Origin of the sequence: Carboxylicivirga caseinilyticus, from assembly GCF_050589785.1 — a bacterium.
Classification (GTDB): domain Bacteria; phylum Bacteroidota; class Bacteroidia; order Bacteroidales; family Marinilabiliaceae; genus Carboxylicivirga; species Carboxylicivirga caseinilyticus.
The window spans coordinates 12,545-28,069 of sequence record NZ_JBNGOX010000048.1; the positions used below are offsets into that span (position 1 = coordinate 12,545).

Here is a 15,525-nt window from a genome sequence, read left to right on the forward strand (position 1 = left end):
GCCTGACCTAAATCAGACCTTCAATATGCTTATTGTTTGAAATTACTTTATCAAACCTTCTTTAATCATATATTCTGCTATTTGAACAGCATTTAAAGCAGCTCCTTTTTTAATCTGGTCAGAAACACACCAGAATGCCAAACCGTTAGGATTAGCTAAATCAGCACGTACACGACCCACAAAGACTTCATCTTTACCAGCCAAAAATAATGGCATTGGGTATTCTTTGTTTGCAGGATCATCCATTAAAATTACTCCATCTGCTTTTCTAAAAGCCTCCTGAGCCTGTTCCGGAGCAATTGCATTTTCTGTTTCAAGCCAGATAGACTCTGAGTGTGCACGAAGAATTGGAACACGAACACAAGTTGCACTCACCCGAACATCGCTGTGCATAATCTTACGTGTTTCGTTAAACATCTTCATTTCCTCCTTGGTGTAGTTGTTATCAGTAAAAACATCAACCTGAGGAATCAGGTTCATTGCCAATTGGTATTGAAAAGCTGAAACTTCAATGTCTTTACCTTCAACAATTGCTTTAGTCTGATTCTCCAGCTCTGCCATACCACTTGCTCCGGCACCACTTGATGCCTGATAAGTTGAAACATGCACTTGTTTGATATGCGATATTTCATTGATCGGCTTAAGAGCAACTACCATTTGAATAGTTGTACAATTGGGATTGGCAATAATATTGCGAGGAGCATTCTTGCAATCCTCAGCATTTACTTCCGGAACCACCAAAGGTACATCATCATCCATACGGAAAGCACTTGAGTTATCAATCATGATAGCTCCATGCTTCGTAATCGTTTCAGCAAATTCCTTTGACGTTCCTCCACCAGCAGACGTCAGGGCAATATCAATATCTTTAAAGTCATCGTTGTGTTTCAGCTCTTTGACAGTAAGGGTCTTTCCCTTGAAAGTGTAGGTTTTACCTGCACTTCGTGAAGATCCAAAGAGAACCAACTCATCTAATGGAAAATTTCTTTCTTCCAATACTTTTAAAAATTCTTGTCCTACTGCGCCACTGGCACCAACGATTGCAACTTTCATTGTTGTAAAATTTTAATTATATTTAATTGGGTGAGCATCAGCTTTATTTTAAGTGTGTTGTTGGTGGTTGCTTCTTGCTTACCTAATAATGCAAAAATAGGAATATTTGTTTTAAACCGTCACCCTATGAAACCCTTTTTCTTGCTTTTTATCGTTTGGCCATCAGTTCTATGCGCACAATTAAACGAAACGTTTTCCGATGGTGAAATCTTTAACAATCCACAATGGTTTGGTCAAGTTGATAGCTTTATTGTCAATTCTGATTATCAGCTGCAGTTGAATGCAACAGCCGCTGGGTCCTCTTTTCTTTTTACAAGTTCTGATGTTATAGAACAGGCAAACTGGAGTTTTAAAGTTAAATACGAGTTTAGTCCTTCTGGTTCAAATTATGCAAGAGTTTTTCTGGCAATGGATAATTCCGATCCATCAAATATCACCAATGCCATATTTTGTGATATTGGAAAAAATAGCGATCGTCTTGAATTAGGAGTCATTACAAATGGAGAAGAAAGAATAATAATTCAAGGTGAGGATGGAATACTAAGCCCGAGTTCTAATGAATTGATTATTCGTGTTACAAGGGAGGGAAATACCTGGACTTTAGAATATGATTCAGGATTAGGTTTTATGAAGGTTGGTGAAATGGATAGAATCATTGAAATGCAATCTTCATGGTTTGGAATACTTTGCAATTATACTGTTACAAGGGCACAGAAATTCTTTTTTGATGATATTAATGTCGACGGTGAACCTTATACAGATGTGCATCCGCCAAAAGTAATCGATTATGAGGTGGTTAATGGAGGATTGATTCGTATTGTTTTTAATGAGGATCTTAATATTAATTCTTTTAATGCAGGTAGTTTTTATTTGACAAAGTTAGAAAGAAGTGCATCAGTATTATTATACAATGAAGCATCCAAAATGGTAGAGTTGTATTTTAATCCGGGTTTGGAAGATGTCGAAGATGACATTTTGGTCTTGTCTCATTTGGAAGATCTAGCGGGTAATGTTATGGCCACAGAACTTATTGTCAGTTATCATAGGGTGAGGATAAATGATGTTCAATTGTTAACCACAGATTTAATGCAGTTTGAATTTTCAAAAGCAATTAATGCTGATAGCTGGATACAGGCCAATCTTTTGTTGGATAACCAAAAGCTGGAAGATTTTGAAGTGTCTGTTTCAGTAGAAGGTGTGATTCATCAATTAAAACTAGTTGCTGCATTGGAAGAAGGTAGAAAATATCAGTTGAAATTAAATGGTTTAAAAGATATTACAGGGGATACTCTAAAAAGCTTTCAACAAGATATTTGGTATTATCATCCTGCCCGGTTTGATATAGTGATTAATGAAGTAATGGTTGATCCTTCACCAACAGTTGCTCTTCCCGAGAATGAATATATTGAGTTGTATAACCGTTCTGAATTTGATTTGTCATTAAAAGATTGGAAAGTAATGGTTAATGATAAATCTTTTGACTTACCCGATAGTCTTATTAAAGCAGGTACATATGTATTACTCGTACCTTCCGGTTCATTGGATTTTTGGCAAGGCTCATTAGTTGGGGTAGATAAGTGGCAAACATTAAACAATTCAGGATTTGATTTAGTGGTAAAAAATGAGCAATCAGAAGTTATTGATGCTTTTAAATACAATCCGACTCAAATATATGGTGAGGGATTTAAAGAAGAAGGAGGTTGGTCGGTTGAACGCTTGGATGTAAATAATATGTCGGGTAAGCCTGATAATTGGAAATGGAGTGTTGATTATACTGGCGGGACTCCATTAAATGAAAATTCTGTAATGGTTGATAATCCTGATTTTGAACCGCCATGGTTTGTTTATAGTGAATTTTTTAACGATTCAACTCTTAGAATTCATTTTAGTGAAGTAATGAATTTACTTAATAATGAATGGAGTTTTGAAATCTTCCCTGTATTGGAAGATTTTAATTCATCTATTGATTCCGTCTTTTTATCATATGTTGATATTACAATAAATCCCCAATTGGAAATCAATAAAGTATATTCAATTGGATTTAATAAGACTAACGATTGGGCAGGGAATGATTTTTCAATTGAATTTCCAATACGTTTTGCTAAACCTGATTCTTTGGTTTCTGGTGATATCATAATTAATGAAGTATTATTTAATCCCAGTCCTGATGGCGTGGATTTTATTGAGTTGGTGAATCGTTCAAACAAAGTTATTAATCTTAACGATGTATATCTTGGTGATTGGGATGAAGATAAAACGATTAATAAATTATATCCGATAACTGACAGAAACAGAATGATTTTTCCTGATGATTATCTTTTATTAAGTCAAGATAGCTTGATTGTGCTAAATCTATATCGTTCTGAAAATCATTCAACCTTTCTAAATACGAAACTTCCTTCATTACCGGATGACGAAGGTGTTGTGATAATATGTAATCAGTCTGGTAATATCATAGATTATCTGGAATATAAAGATGATATGCATTTTGATTTGATTCGGGATCCGGAAGGTGTTTCTTTAGAGAGATTGGCTATTGATCAACCAACCAATGATCATCAAAATTGGCATTCTGCAGCATCAGATGTATTAGCAACACCAGGTTATTCGAATTCTCAAACCATAAAAATGCATTTTGACGACAAATCAATTTATCTGGATTACGATGTTTTTACACCCAATAATGATGGACGGAATGATCAGTTAATCATCCGGTATAATAATACTGAGACAGATGTAACTATTAATATCAGGATTTTTGATAGTACGGGACGTGAAGTTAGATACCTTGCAAACAATGTGCTGCTACACGCAAAGGGTTATTTTTTATGGGATGGACTTGATGATGCAAATGAGTGTTTAAAGCCAGGTATTTACATTGTTTATTGCCAGTGTTTATACCCCAATGGTATGGTTAAAAACGATAAATTAGTTTGTGTAATTGGAGTCGAAAGTTCTAATTAATAAGTACATGATTACCGAATATTTAATCAAAAAATTCAATTGTTTGATGTAAGAATTTAAGTAGTTTAAAAGCTTAAATACTGTTAAGTGTCATGTATTCAGCTGTATGTAGCTTTATTAATAAATGTGTGATTAAAACACAAAGAACTATATTTGCTTCTGTTAATCTTAATCAAGAATAACACTCCGGCGCAATAATCTGTGAATATTTTATGGAATGAAAAAAGTCATATTACAAAATATGATTGTAGAAAGCACACACACATTTTTTTGTTATGAAATTAAGAAATTTATCTATTAGAACTCGTTTGGCATTAGCAGGTTCGGTGTTACTGTTTTTTGTTGCTTTAGTTGGTTTAATTAATCATTTTTCATTAAAGCAAACCAATGAAATAGTAAGTGAGGTTGGTGAGTTAAAATTAGTCGAGAAAAATCTACAGAGCATTCGATTAAAAGTAATGTATTATATAAAGTTTAATGATTCTCAAATTGCAGAAGAGTGTTCATTATTACTTCAAGGGGCAATGGATGAAGTTACCAATTTGCTAACTAATAATGAGGATGAGAAAGATGAATTAGGTGATTTAAGACTTAATGTTGAAGATTACAAAGAAGGTTTTAGTAATTTTTCTCAACTCGAAAATCAAAAAGAAAATACACGGTTAAAATGGTCAGAGGAAGGAGTGAAACTCGGAGAATTATTAACCAGTAATGGTAGCTTAAATAATTTAGGAAGTCTATCTATACAATTATTAAATGCTCATAGTCAGTTACGAATATATGCATGGCAGTTTCTTGCAAATGAATCAGATAGTACGGGTGAATTAAATATCGATGCTGTCAATCAGATTGAGAACGGCATTCAAAAATGTAATCAGGTTGTTGAAAGGGCCATTAAACAATATAGTGGAAATTCGAATACTGCATTATCACTTAATAAGTTAAAAGAGGGCTACCGTAAATACCAGTTATCATTTATAGAATATAAAGAAGCATTGTTAGAGCAGAAAAAAGAGATGAAAACAATGCAGGCGCGCGGTGCCAAAGTTGCAGAATTAATTGATAATCTTGTTAACAGCCATATTGAGGAGCAGGAATTGGTAATGGAAACATCTGAAGCAAGATCGTTAATCGTGCTAATTTTGGCAATTATCCTTGGTGCCTTTGTATCACGATACTCATCTATTAGTATTACACGACCTCTAAATGAAAGCCTAAATCTTGCCAATTATCTGTCAGAAGGAGAATTGTATCACGATGTAAATACAAAGGGTAAGGATGAGCTTGCTAAGCTTAATGGAGCCATGTTAACAATGAATAATAAACTACGTGAGGTGGTGGGCGAGATAAAAGGCGGTTCTGAGCAACTGTCTGTTGCAAGCGAACAGGTTAATACTGCATCACAGGAATTATCTCAGGGCTCTAGTGAGCAAGCTGCATCGTTGGAAGAAGTTTCAACTACCATGGAAGAAATGTTGGCTAATATTCAGCAAAGTAATAACAATGCAAAAGTAAGTGCTGAAAAATCTGAATTAGCTTATAGCAGTCTTGTTGATGCAGAAGAGAAATCAAAAACAGCAATGGAAGCCAATAAAATAATTGCCAATAAAGTTGCCGTTATTAATGAGATAGCAATGCAAACAAATATATTGGCGCTTAATGCTGCGGTTGTAGCTGCCAGAGCAGGAGACCAAGGACGTGGATTTAATGTAGTTGCCAGTGAAGTTCGTAAGCTAGCCGAAAGAAGTCAGCAGGCTGCTGTTGAAATTATTAAGTTGGTTGAAAGTAGTAGAGAATCTTCAGTTTTGGCAAGTGAGAAATTAAGCAGTGTATTACCCGTAATTGAAGAGTCGAATTCTTTGATGAAAGAAGTTGCTGCAGCTGCTATGGAGCAGCGTGAAGGTGCCAGCCAGATTAATAATGCTTTGCATCAATTGAATATTGTTACCCAACAAAATGCTGCGGGAAGTGAAGAATTAGCGGGAAGTGCTGAAGAGTTGAGTTCTCAGTCGTTACAATTAAAGAACTTAATTGATTTCTTTAAAGTTGAGAAATCTGAATCTGAAAGACCTGTTGCTTTTAATGTTGAAAATAAAAACACCAATCAAAAGAATAATAGGGTACAAAGGGTTACAGAAACAGTTGTAGAAGAAGAATACGAACCATACACGGTTTAAATAACCAAACAACAATATATCAAGAGGCTGTCCTTTCTTTATTTGGACAGCCTTTTGTTTTTAGTTTTTAACCAAAGTTCCAATATTTTCTCCCTTCAGAACCTTAATCAGGTTACCTTTGGTATCCATATCAAAAACAACAATGGCAAGGTTGTTTTCTTTGCACATTGTGGTGGCTGTTAAATCCATTATTTTCAGTCCACGATTATAGATTTCATCGAAAGTAATTTCATCAAATTTAGTGGCATTGGGATCTTTTTCCGGGTCAGCAGTGTAAATTCCATCAACTCGGGTGCCTTTTAACATTACATCGGCTTCAATTTCGATACCTCGAAGAGAGGATCCTGTGTCGGTAGTAAAATATGGATTACCGGTACCACCAACCAAAATAACCACCTCACCGTTCTCAAGTGCTGCAACGGCCTTTGGTTTATCGTAATATTCGCCAACCGGTTCCATACGAATGGCAGATAAAAGTCTTGCCTTAACACCCATTGCAATCAATGCTGACTGAAGAGCCAGCCCGTTAATTGCTGTTGCCAGCATACCCATTTGGTCGCCTTTATAACGATCAAAACCTTTGGAAGCCCCAGCTAATCCACGAAAGATATTTCCGCCACCAATTACGATGCCAACTTGCACACCCATATCGGTTGCTTCTTTAATTTGTTTAGCATAGTCGTTTAAACGCTCCGGATCAATTCCGTAACCTTGTTCGCCCATTAGGGATTCGCCACTGAGTTTAAGGAGGATTCTTTTGTATTTCATTTTTTAATAGTATCAAGTATCTAGACAAATGTATCAAGATAAAAATTTGATTACAAATGGAATTATTTTCTCGATCTAGCAGATATGAAACAGTTATTTGGTATAGTCATTGTTGAAGTTGTAGGTCAAGTGTTTATGTGAATTCAACCTTTATTTCTTCAAAAGCTTGCTTGTAGTATGTACTTGTGCCTAATAATTCCTCATGTGATCCTCTATTCGTGATAGTGTTATTTTCGATTATTATAATATTGTCAGAGTGTCTGGCTAATTGTGGACGATGCGTAACAAATAATATTATCATGTCTTGTTTGAGATTATTCAATAAATCGATAACAAATTGTTCAGCTTTCCGACCCATAGCTGCTGTTGCTTCATCCAATAATAGTACCTTTGGTTTGGAATAAAGGGCTCGGGCCAATGCAATTAATTGCCGCTGTCCACCTGATATATTTGTTGCGTTCTCATTAATAATGGTTGCATAGCCCTGTTGTAGATCATTAAAGAATTTATCAAATCCATGGTTATTACAGAAATGCTCCATCTGTTTATAATCTGGAGTTTCAGATAAAGTAATGTTTTCGAATAGCGTATTATTGAATAGCTTCACATGTTGTTCAACAACTGCGACATGTTTCCGCCAATGATTCGTTTTAAAACAGTTCCAATCTTCTCCGTTAACTAAAATATCTCCTGATTCAATTTTATGAAAGCGTTGAAGAATAGAAAGTAAGGTACTTTTACCACAACCAATTTCTCCCAAAAGACTAGTAAACTGTCCCTTTTTTAGCTTTAAGTCAATATTTTTTAGTAATAATGATTTACCAGGAAAACGAAAGTTAAGTTTATCAATACTAATTTTTTGTATGCTTATAGGATTATTTGCGATTTCTAAATCATCTTTTAGGTATTCAGGTTCTGTGTTTGCATACTCATACATACGTTCAAAAGCGATACGTGCTTCCTGTAGTTGTATATTGGCTAACGCAATTCTTATAACGGCGGCAGTCATACTTCCGCATAAACTGATAATGGCCATTAATTGTCCTACTAAAAGCTGTGTGCTTAATACCAAATGTGCCGCCCAAGCTATAACACCAACCATTAGTAAAGTGTTAATTGCTTCAACCCACCAGTTAAGTTTAGCACTTAATACTCCTAATTGATAAACACCTTCCATAAAAATTCGATAGATTGCATTTACCGACCTTCCTAATAGGCTTTCAAGGTTATTGGTTTTGATGGTGTCAATGTTATTAAATGTATCGATATATTTGCTTTCAGTTACAGCATAACTTTTCATAACAGCTTGTTGCCCTCTGATTACGTTTCTGTTAAATCGCCACGCAATTAAACCAAAAAGAGGAATGGTCAATAAACTAATAAAACCGGTAGAGGTTGAATATACAAAGATGTATGAAATCGAAGCAATTGCAACTAATATATCTATCAATAATTCACTACTTAAATAAATTACCACGCGCTGAATTCGGCGAGCATCGTTTAATCGTGCCACCATATCGCCAGTTGAGATGCTGTTAAAAAAGCTTTTAGGCAAGTACAGTAATTTGCCAAAAAAAGATGTTACCAAACGTGTATTCATATCACGCCCTTGTCGTTGTAGAAAAATATTACGGATGTAACCGATTGTTGCATGCGCAATTAGAATTAAGCCAAAAACAATTAAGCCAAAAATAAGACTACGGATATCTTTAGCTGGCAGAATCACATCAATCAGCTTTTGTGAAAAGATTGCGGTTGCCAAACCTAATATTGAGATTCCAATCCCTAAAAATGCAGCAATTGCCAATATGGGATAATCGTCTTTAAGTAGTTGTAAAAACCAGGTTCGTTGATGGATTTTGTTCTTTTTCTTAGTGATAAATCCTTCACCTGGCTTCATTTTTAATAATGCACCACTTTTCCATATTTCTTGTAACTCAATTTGAGAATATTCAAGTATACCCAGGCTAGGATCACCGATTATAAACTTATTATTGACATAGGTATAACAGACAACAAAATGCTGACGATTATTGTCCATAATAACATGTAAGATAACCGGTACTGTTTGCTCTTTTAATGCTGACATATCAGCATTAAAACCTTTGACTTCAAAATTTAGCTTTTGAGCTGACTGGTATAAACCAAGTAGCGAGGTGCCATTCAAAGTGGTTCCACTACTTTCTCGTAGTTTTTCTTGTGAGATATCACCACCATAATATTTGACAATGGAGGATAAACAGGCTAGACCACAATAATACTGACTATGCTGTTTTGTAAATGTACGTTTTATATGTTTGAAGTTGGGCTGCATTCGGGTTGGTTTAATTTATTAATGTAATGAAGATAAAATTGCTTCAGGTTTGGTTTCGCCCAGATATTTATTCTGCAGTTGCCGATTTCGATCGTAGATAAAAACTGATGGGAATATTGAGGTTCCGAAAAATTTATAAAACGCATCATTTTTATCCATCAATATGTCTATTGCTTCTAAATCCCATAACTGATATTGTTTTACAAATTGATTAAGCCTGGAGAGGGAGTCATCATTTGTAATCATAATTATTTGAGTATTGACAAATGCTTCTTTATTTAAACGTAATGCCTGTGCCTCGTACTGACAATGCTCACATTCAGGATGAAAGTATATGACTACCATCGGCAAACCGTTATAATCGTGTAAACATACATCCTCATTATTAAGATTAGTAAACTGTCCGTTAGGTAAGATCTGTATATGGGTTTCAATTTCTTTCTTAGCCATATAGCTAGCTGTTATCTGAAAAACTCCATAACTTATTACTAATATTAGGAAGAGGAATATAATTCGTTTAATAATGTACTTCATACTATGCCATATTTAAACTAACAAACATGACTAATAGTACCCAAATTATAAGTCCACTACCGTATGATGATACTACCAATTGTAGCGATTTACCATATTTTATTGGCTGCAGATGTTTTGATTCTTTAATCGCAATTACTAACAATGAAGCCAAAACTAAAAAGTAAACTAATTCAAATACATTGAGCAGGCTTAAGGGATAAATAAATACAGGATCTACAGTATTGTATTCAAATAAGGACATGATTGAAAGTGGGGTGTATTGTAAATCCTGGAGATTGGAAACATTTTTAAAAAGTACCAGTTTAGCAAGTTTCACTACTCCCGATATGATATAAATAAAATCGGCAATAAGGGCTACTTTAAAATGTTTGCTAAAGTCAATTTTTATTTCAGAAAAATAGGTGCCAATGTAAAGGAATATTGAAGTGAAGAATATCCTAAATAGAAGCAAGAGTGGAATTAATAAAAAACTAATCCAACCATACTTTTTATTCATTAAAAAAATTGATTCAATTCTTCCTGAAGATAACTGTTCTGAAAATGTATTGAAGTAAATCTGTTCATTAATTAATAAATAGTCAGTAGCCAGCTTTAGAGTAAATGTGAATAGGACAATAATAGAATAAATTATCCAAGAATTTAAGCTCCAAAATTCTTGAATGATCCTGTTATTACTCATTTTTGTAAAATCATTGATTCATAAATAATCTCTATTGGAATCTATAACTCTTTAGGCTGTATGTTTTTTCTATTCTTATATAGAAGTACAGTGCCTAAAATAATATTTAAAGAAATAACAGATATGATGACGGTTATTTGTGAATTAACAAAGAAAGCTATAAAAGATGAACCAATTAATGTGCAAGAAAATAATATAATAAGATCTGATTTAAATTTTTTTATATTAATAATCGTCATTTTTTCTCTAATGGCAGCACCTATTATCCATCCTATTGTACAACCAATCCATGCCATTGTTATTGATATATATGTTTTATTCCCATGAAGATAAGCCCCTATGAATAATGTTAAAAATATCAATAATAAGAAAATGGATTTTTGAATAAATTTAGTTTTCATGTCTTCAATTTTTTATTATTCACTTTCTCTTAATTTTATAAAATTCAAGAGAAATAATAAGTAATATTGCTAATTGTTGATACCATAATAATTAACGCGTAAGAAATGTTGATAACTTAATCGAGATATTGATTAATAATACCTCGATTAAGTTATTAGTTTTCATGCATCTTTGCATACATAGGCTGTTAAACCACTCCATGCAAAACCAACAACAGCAGCACCTATACCTCCTGTAGCTACTCCAGCCATAGCTGACCAGAAAATACCAACTGCTGCCATACCTAAATTACATGAATAATAACTTTCTCCACCATTCAGGTTTTCCATCTGTTCAAAATTTAGTTCTTTCATGATTAAAAGTATTTAGTTAATATTGTAATGACAGGATAAATTAACTACATACTTACTATAGTTTCAATTATTAGGAATGAAAAAAACGTGAGCGTTAAGGAATTGATATTGAGTGTAATGTATTGTACTCTGAGTGTATTGTAAAGTGTAGTTGAGGGGAATTTATATCATAGATAATACTTATTTACTCATTTAAGGGCACAAAAAAAGGGGCTCGAAAGCCCCCTTTTATATATGCGAATTTATTTCTTAAGCGTCTAATGAAAAACGTTTGAAATCAACTGCAGTCAAGCCTTTACTTGCTCCATCAAGATATTGCTTGATAGAAAGCTTGTTGTCTTTTACAAAAGCCTGGTTTAACAAAGTGCTTTCTTTGAAGAACTTTTGTAAACGACCCATTGCAATTTTTTCCAACATAGCTTCTGGCTTACCTTCATTACGAGCCATTTCCTTACCGATTTCCAATTCTTTTTCTTTTACCTCAGCAGGAACGCTGTTTTCATCCAATGCAACTGGAGCCATAGCAGCAGCTTGCATTGCAACGTCTTTACCTACCTGTATATCGAAACCAGCCTGATTAAAACCAACCAATGTAGCTAATTTATTACCAGGGTGGATGTAAGCAACTACAGATTCAGCAGAAACAGTGTCAAAAGCTGAAAGATCAATTTTTTCACCAATTACACCAGTTTGCTCAGTAATTAGCTCCTGAACAGGACGACCGTCTAAGTCTATAGCTTTAACAGCTTCGATGTCGTTAGCACCAGCAGCAATAGCAGCATCAAGGATTGAAGTAGCAAATGCAACAAAACTCTCGTTTTTAGCAACGAAGTCAGTTTCACAGTTCAATACAATGATTGCACCATTTTTACCATCTTCAGTTACTTTAGATAATACAACTCCTTCAGTTGCGTCTCTGTCGGCACGTTTGCTAGCAATAGCCTGACCTTTTTTACGGATGATTTCAACAGCTTTATCGAAATCTCCTTCGGCTTCAGTTAAAGCTTTTTTACAATCCATCATACCGGCTCCGGTAGCCTTTCTTAGTTTGCTTACGTCAGCAGCAGTGATAGCCATGATATTTTCTTTTTAAAAAGTTAAAAATCAAATTACTCTTTAGTAGTTCCTTCTTCTTCAGAAGCTTCTTCAACTACTTCATCTTCTTTTTTAGCTTTAGCCTTTGCAGGTTCAGCTTTTTTGCTGCGAGCAGCTCTTTTTTCTTTAGGACCATCGCTATCTTTCTCAGCCTTACGCTCATTCAATCCTTCCTGCATAGCTTTTACCATTACATCGGTAATCAATTCGATAGACTTTGTAGCATCGTCGTTAGCTGGGATAACAAAGTCAATGTTTGATGGATCCGAGTTGGTATCAACAATTCCGAAAACAGGGATGTTCAAGCGAATAGCTTCTTTTACTGCAATGTGTTCTTTCATTACATCGATAACGAACATAGCAGCTGGAAGACGAGTCAAATCAGCGATTGAACCTAAAGTTTTTTCCAACTTGGCACGCTGACGGGTAATTTGAAGTCTTTCACGTTTTGATAAGTTTTTCCATGACTGATCAACCATCAACTTATCAATAGAAGTCATTTTTTTCACTGCTTTACGGATAGTGGGGAAGTTGGTTAACATACCACCTGGCCATCTTTCAACCACATAAGGCATGTTTACACTTCCAACTTTATCAGCAATGATTTCTTTCGCTTGTTTCTTTGTTGCTACGAATAACACTTTCCGACCTGATTTTGCAATCTGTTTAAGTGCATCGGCAGCTTCATCGATTTTAACAGCTGTTTTGTGTAAGTCAAGAATGTGAATTCCATTACGCTCCATGAAAATGTAAGGAGCCATGGCTGGGTTCCACTTTCTCTTAAGGTGACCGAAGTGTACTCCGGCATTCAATAATTCCTCGAAATTAACTCTAGGCATTTTAATTTTTTTAAAGTTGTTTACTTTCTGTTTAAATCAATCCTTAAGTAGTTCCTCCAAAAAATGAGTAGTCTTAAAGATTTAGATACTAAACACACCTGATAAATATTAACGTTTAGAGAACTGGAATCTCTTACGTGCTTTTGGTTGACCTGGTTTCTTACGCTCAACAACACGAGAGTCGCGAGTCATGAAACCTTCAGCTTTCAAAGCAGGTTTATTTTCTGCGTCAATTTTCACAAGTGCGCGGGCAATAGCTAAACGCACTGCTTCCGCCTGACCTTTTACACCACCACCATAAAGGTTAATTTTGATGTCGTAGTTATCAGCAACACCGATAACATTCAAAGGTTGTTTTACAATGTATTGTAATGTAGCAGCTGGGAAGTAGTTAGACAAGTCACGCTTGTTAATGGTGATTTGACCTTTTCCTTCGCTCATGTAAATACGAGCAACTGCCTCTTTTCTTCTACCAATAGCATTAATCACTTCCATATTGCTTATTTAAGAGTGTTAATATCGATTACTTTAGGCTGCTGAGCTTCTTGCTTGTGCTCGTTGCCAGCATATACATACAGATTTCTGAAACACTGACGTCCAAGACGGTTTTTAGGAAGCATACCTTTAACCGCTCTTTCAACCAATCTTTCTGGTTTTTTAGCGAACAATTCCGCTGGAGTAACGTCTGTACGTCCACCTGGGTAACCACTGTGGTAATAGAAAAGGCGCTGGGTCCATTTGTTACCAGTCAATTTTACTTTGTCTGCATTTAAGATAATCACGTTATCTCCGCAGTCCATATGAGGAGTATAATTAGGCTTATACTTACCTCTTAATAATTTAGCCACTTTTGTAGCCAAACGACCAACCACCATATCAGTTGCATCAACAACTACCCACTCTTTGTTGATAGTAGCTTTAGTGGCTGAAAGCGTTTTGAAACTTAACGTATCCATTTCTTAACTTTATTATTTATAACAAATTGCAAAAGCGAAAGATTCCCCTAACCAACTCCGGATCCCACCCCGAAATCAGTAAAAAGAATAAATCAACTTTTCAGATCGGATAATAATCGGCCGCAAAAGTACTCTAATTATTTGTTATTTACTAATGTTATAATAAAAAAAATAGAGAAGATTTTGTTCGTTCATGAAAAAAGCGCCATCTTGTTTGGCCAAATTTTTATTTGATATGGAAAAGACGAAGTGGATGACTGAGGCAATTGAGCTTTCAAAAAATAATGTAAATAATGGGGGAGGCCCTTTTGGAGCTGTGATTGTAAGAAATAATGTCATTGTAGGGAGAGGCGTGAACAGGGTAACAGTAAATTGTGATCCTACTGCTCATGCAGAAGTTACTGCTATCAGAGAAGCTTCAAAAAATTTAGGCACCTTTGATTTGTCAGATTGTGAAATATATACTTCCTGTGAACCTTGTCCAATGTGCCTCGGAGCCATTTACTGGGCTCGCTTGAAGACTATCTATTATGGAAACACCAAGGTTGATGCTGCCAAGATTGGATTTGATGACCAGTTTATTTATGATGAGATTGACAGACCAATTAATGAAAGAAGTATTCCAACCAAGCAGATTTTGCCTGAAAAAGCCATCGAAGCTTTTAAGCTATGGGATGAAAAGGATGATAAAATTGAATATTAAAGTAGTCGGTTTGTTTTTAGTCAGTAGTCAAAAGTTGATAATTTTATTAATCCATTCATATTGAATCTTTTTTTAGTGTTTTATATGAAGTTAGATCAATCTTATTTTAGAAAAGATGTGTTGGAGGTAGCTCCTGATTTAATTGGAAAGGTTTTGGTACGTGTTTTTGATGATGGGACAACTGAAAAATGGCAAATCACCGAAACTGAAGCCTATAGGGGAGAGGAGGATGAAGCTTGTCATGCACGAAAAGGAAGAACTCCAAGAACAGAAGTGATGTATGCTGAAGGAGGTGCAGTTTATGTTTATTTAATTTACGGTATGTATTGGTTGTTAAATATCGTAACAGGTACTAAAGATGATCCGCAAGCTGTGTTAATTCGAGGTTTGAAAAATATTGATGGTCCTGGCAGAGTTGGTAAGGCTCTCCAACTTGATAAATCATTTTATGGTGAGAATATTATTACATCAACCAGAATGTGGATAGAAAACGGTTCAGAGAAGTTACAGCATAGTACTTCACCAAGGATTGGGATTGATTATGCACCGGATGAATGGAGGTTAAAACCATGGAGATACACGATTGCTGATTAGTCGATGTATCAATGTGTCAATTAATTTATTAGACAATGTTTAATTGTCGAGCTGCTGAGTTGTTGAATGGGATATGATACAACTAAACAAC

The 15,525-nt window shown here is 35.0% G+C and carries 15 protein-coding genes; 4 read left to right on the forward strand and 11 right to left on the reverse strand.

The window, feature by feature from the left end:
• Window positions 1-42 precede the first annotated feature (42 nt).
• Window positions 43-1,053 (reverse strand): aspartate-semialdehyde dehydrogenase, encoded by a 1,011-nt coding sequence (locus ACRD62_RS19145; RefSeq protein WP_430821724.1) that lies wholly within the window; start codon window positions 1,051-1,053, stop codon window positions 43-45.
• Between the two features lie 126 nt (window positions 1,054-1,179).
• On the opposite strand from ACRD62_RS19145, the gene ACRD62_RS19150 reads away from it, so the two are divergent.
• Both ACRD62_RS19150 and ACRD62_RS19155 read left to right on the forward strand, forming a co-directional pair.
• Window positions 1,180-4,017, forward strand: coding sequence for a lamin tail domain-containing protein (locus ACRD62_RS19150; protein ID WP_430821725.1), 2,838 nt, complete (start codon window positions 1,180-1,182; stop codon window positions 4,015-4,017).
• Between the two features lie 275 nt (window positions 4,018-4,292).
• Window positions 4,293-6,194: a HAMP domain-containing methyl-accepting chemotaxis protein gene (locus ACRD62_RS19155; RefSeq protein WP_430821726.1), complete on the forward strand. Its 1,902-nt coding sequence runs from the start codon at window positions 4,293-4,295 to the stop codon at window positions 6,192-6,194.
• A 60-nt stretch (window positions 6,195-6,254) separates the two neighbouring features.
• Here the strand turns inward: ACRD62_RS19155 and pyrH are convergent, their stop codons facing one another.
• The 10 genes from pyrH to rplM form a co-directional block, all read right to left on the reverse strand.
• Window positions 6,255-6,962 carry a UMP kinase gene (gene pyrH, locus ACRD62_RS19160; protein ID WP_430821727.1) on the reverse strand — a complete coding sequence of 236 codons (708 nt, stop codon included), beginning with the start codon at window positions 6,960-6,962 and terminating at the stop codon, window positions 6,255-6,257.
• 133 nt (window positions 6,963-7,095) lie between these two features.
• On the reverse strand, window positions 7,096-9,276 hold the full coding sequence (locus tag ACRD62_RS19165; RefSeq protein WP_430821728.1) for a peptidase domain-containing ABC transporter: 2,181 nt from the start codon (window positions 9,274-9,276) through the stop codon (window positions 7,096-7,098).
• Window positions 9,277-9,294: 18 nt separating this feature from the next.
• A complete protein-coding gene (locus tag ACRD62_RS19170; protein WP_430821729.1) occupies window positions 9,295-9,810 on the reverse strand; it encodes a peroxiredoxin family protein in 516 nt (171 codons plus the stop codon).
• Window position 9,811: 1 nt separating this feature from the next.
• On the reverse strand, window positions 9,812-10,309 hold the full coding sequence (locus ACRD62_RS19175; RefSeq protein WP_430821730.1) for a hypothetical protein: 498 nt from the start codon (window positions 10,307-10,309) through the stop codon (window positions 9,812-9,814).
• Between the two features lie 224 nt (window positions 10,310-10,533).
• Entirely contained in the window at window positions 10,534-10,893 is a 360-nt protein-coding gene (locus tag ACRD62_RS19180; RefSeq protein WP_430821731.1) for a hypothetical protein, read from the reverse strand.
• A gap of 162 nt (window positions 10,894-11,055) precedes the next feature.
• Window positions 11,056-11,247, reverse strand: coding sequence for a hypothetical protein (locus tag ACRD62_RS19185; RefSeq protein ID WP_430821732.1), 192 nt, complete (start codon window positions 11,245-11,247; stop codon window positions 11,056-11,058).
• Window positions 11,248-11,496: 249 nt separating this feature from the next.
• Window positions 11,497-12,324 (reverse strand): translation elongation factor Ts, encoded by an 828-nt coding sequence (gene tsf, locus ACRD62_RS19190; RefSeq protein ID WP_430821733.1) that lies wholly within the window; start codon window positions 12,322-12,324, stop codon window positions 11,497-11,499.
• A 32-nt stretch (window positions 12,325-12,356) separates the two neighbouring features.
• Entirely contained in the window at window positions 12,357-13,181 is an 825-nt protein-coding gene (rpsB, locus tag ACRD62_RS19195) for a 30S ribosomal protein S2 (RefSeq protein ID WP_430821734.1), read from the reverse strand.
• Window positions 13,182-13,289: 108 nt separating this feature from the next.
• Window positions 13,290-13,676, reverse strand: coding sequence for a 30S ribosomal protein S9 (rpsI, locus tag ACRD62_RS19200; RefSeq protein ID WP_430821735.1), 387 nt, complete (start codon window positions 13,674-13,676; stop codon window positions 13,290-13,292).
• Window positions 13,677-13,681: 5 nt separating this feature from the next.
• On the reverse strand, window positions 13,682-14,137 hold the full coding sequence (gene rplM, locus ACRD62_RS19205; protein ID WP_430821736.1) for a 50S ribosomal protein L13: 456 nt from the start codon (window positions 14,135-14,137) through the stop codon (window positions 13,682-13,684).
• A 235-nt stretch (window positions 14,138-14,372) separates the two neighbouring features.
• On the opposite strand from rplM, the gene ACRD62_RS19210 reads away from it, so the two are divergent.
• Together ACRD62_RS19210 and ACRD62_RS19215 are read left to right on the forward strand one after the other, a co-directional pair.
• Window positions 14,373-14,840, forward strand: coding sequence for a nucleoside deaminase (locus ACRD62_RS19210; RefSeq protein ID WP_430821737.1), 468 nt, complete (start codon window positions 14,373-14,375; stop codon window positions 14,838-14,840).
• Window positions 14,841-14,924: 84 nt separating this feature from the next.
• Window positions 14,925-15,434, forward strand: a complete 510-nt coding sequence (locus tag ACRD62_RS19215; RefSeq protein ID WP_430821738.1) for a DNA-3-methyladenine glycosylase — start codon at window positions 14,925-14,927, stop codon at window positions 15,432-15,434.
• Window positions 15,435-15,525 lie beyond the last annotated feature (91 nt).

Bases quoted from the DNA above. Each gene is read 5' to 3' on its own strand.
- ACRD62_RS19145 (WP_430821724.1), bottom strand. From the start codon at position 1,053: ATGAAAGTTGCAATCGTTGGTGCCAGTGGCGCAGTAGGACAAGAATTT.
- ACRD62_RS19150 (WP_430821725.1), top strand. From the start codon at position 1,180: ATGAAACCCTTTTTCTTGCTTTTTATCGTTTGGCCATCAGTTCTATGC.
- ACRD62_RS19155 (WP_430821726.1), top strand. From the start codon at position 4,293: ATGAAATTAAGAAATTTATCTATTAGAACTCGTTTGGCATTAGCAGGT.
- pyrH (WP_430821727.1), bottom strand. From the start codon at position 6,962: ATGAAATACAAAAGAATCCTCCTTAAACTCAGTGGCGAATCCCTAATG.
- ACRD62_RS19165 (WP_430821728.1), bottom strand. From the start codon at position 9,276: ATGCAGCCCAACTTCAAACATATAAAACGTACATTTACAAAACAGCAT.
- ACRD62_RS19170 (WP_430821729.1), bottom strand. From the start codon at position 9,810: ATGAAGTACATTATTAAACGAATTATATTCCTCTTCCTAATATTAGTA.
- ACRD62_RS19175 (WP_430821730.1), bottom strand. From the start codon at position 10,309: ATGAATAAAAAGTATGGTTGGATTAGTTTTTTATTAATTCCACTCTTG.
- ACRD62_RS19180 (WP_430821731.1), bottom strand. From the start codon at position 10,893: ATGAAAACTAAATTTATTCAAAAATCCATTTTCTTATTATTGATATTT.
- ACRD62_RS19185 (WP_430821732.1), bottom strand. From the start codon at position 11,247: ATGAAAGAACTAAATTTTGAACAGATGGAAAACCTGAATGGTGGAGAA.
- tsf (WP_430821733.1), bottom strand. From the start codon at position 12,324: ATGGCTATCACTGCTGCTGACGTAAGCAAACTAAGAAAGGCTACCGGA.
- rpsB (WP_430821734.1), bottom strand. From the start codon at position 13,181: ATGCCTAGAGTTAATTTCGAGGAATTATTGAATGCCGGAGTACACTTC.
- rpsI (WP_430821735.1), bottom strand. From the start codon at position 13,676: ATGGAAGTGATTAATGCTATTGGTAGAAGAAAAGAGGCAGTTGCTCGT.
- rplM (WP_430821736.1), bottom strand. From the start codon at position 14,137: ATGGATACGTTAAGTTTCAAAACGCTTTCAGCCACTAAAGCTACTATC.
- ACRD62_RS19210 (WP_430821737.1), top strand. From the start codon at position 14,373: ATGGAAAAGACGAAGTGGATGACTGAGGCAATTGAGCTTTCAAAAAAT.
- ACRD62_RS19215 (WP_430821738.1), top strand. From the start codon at position 14,925: ATGAAGTTAGATCAATCTTATTTTAGAAAAGATGTGTTGGAGGTAGCT.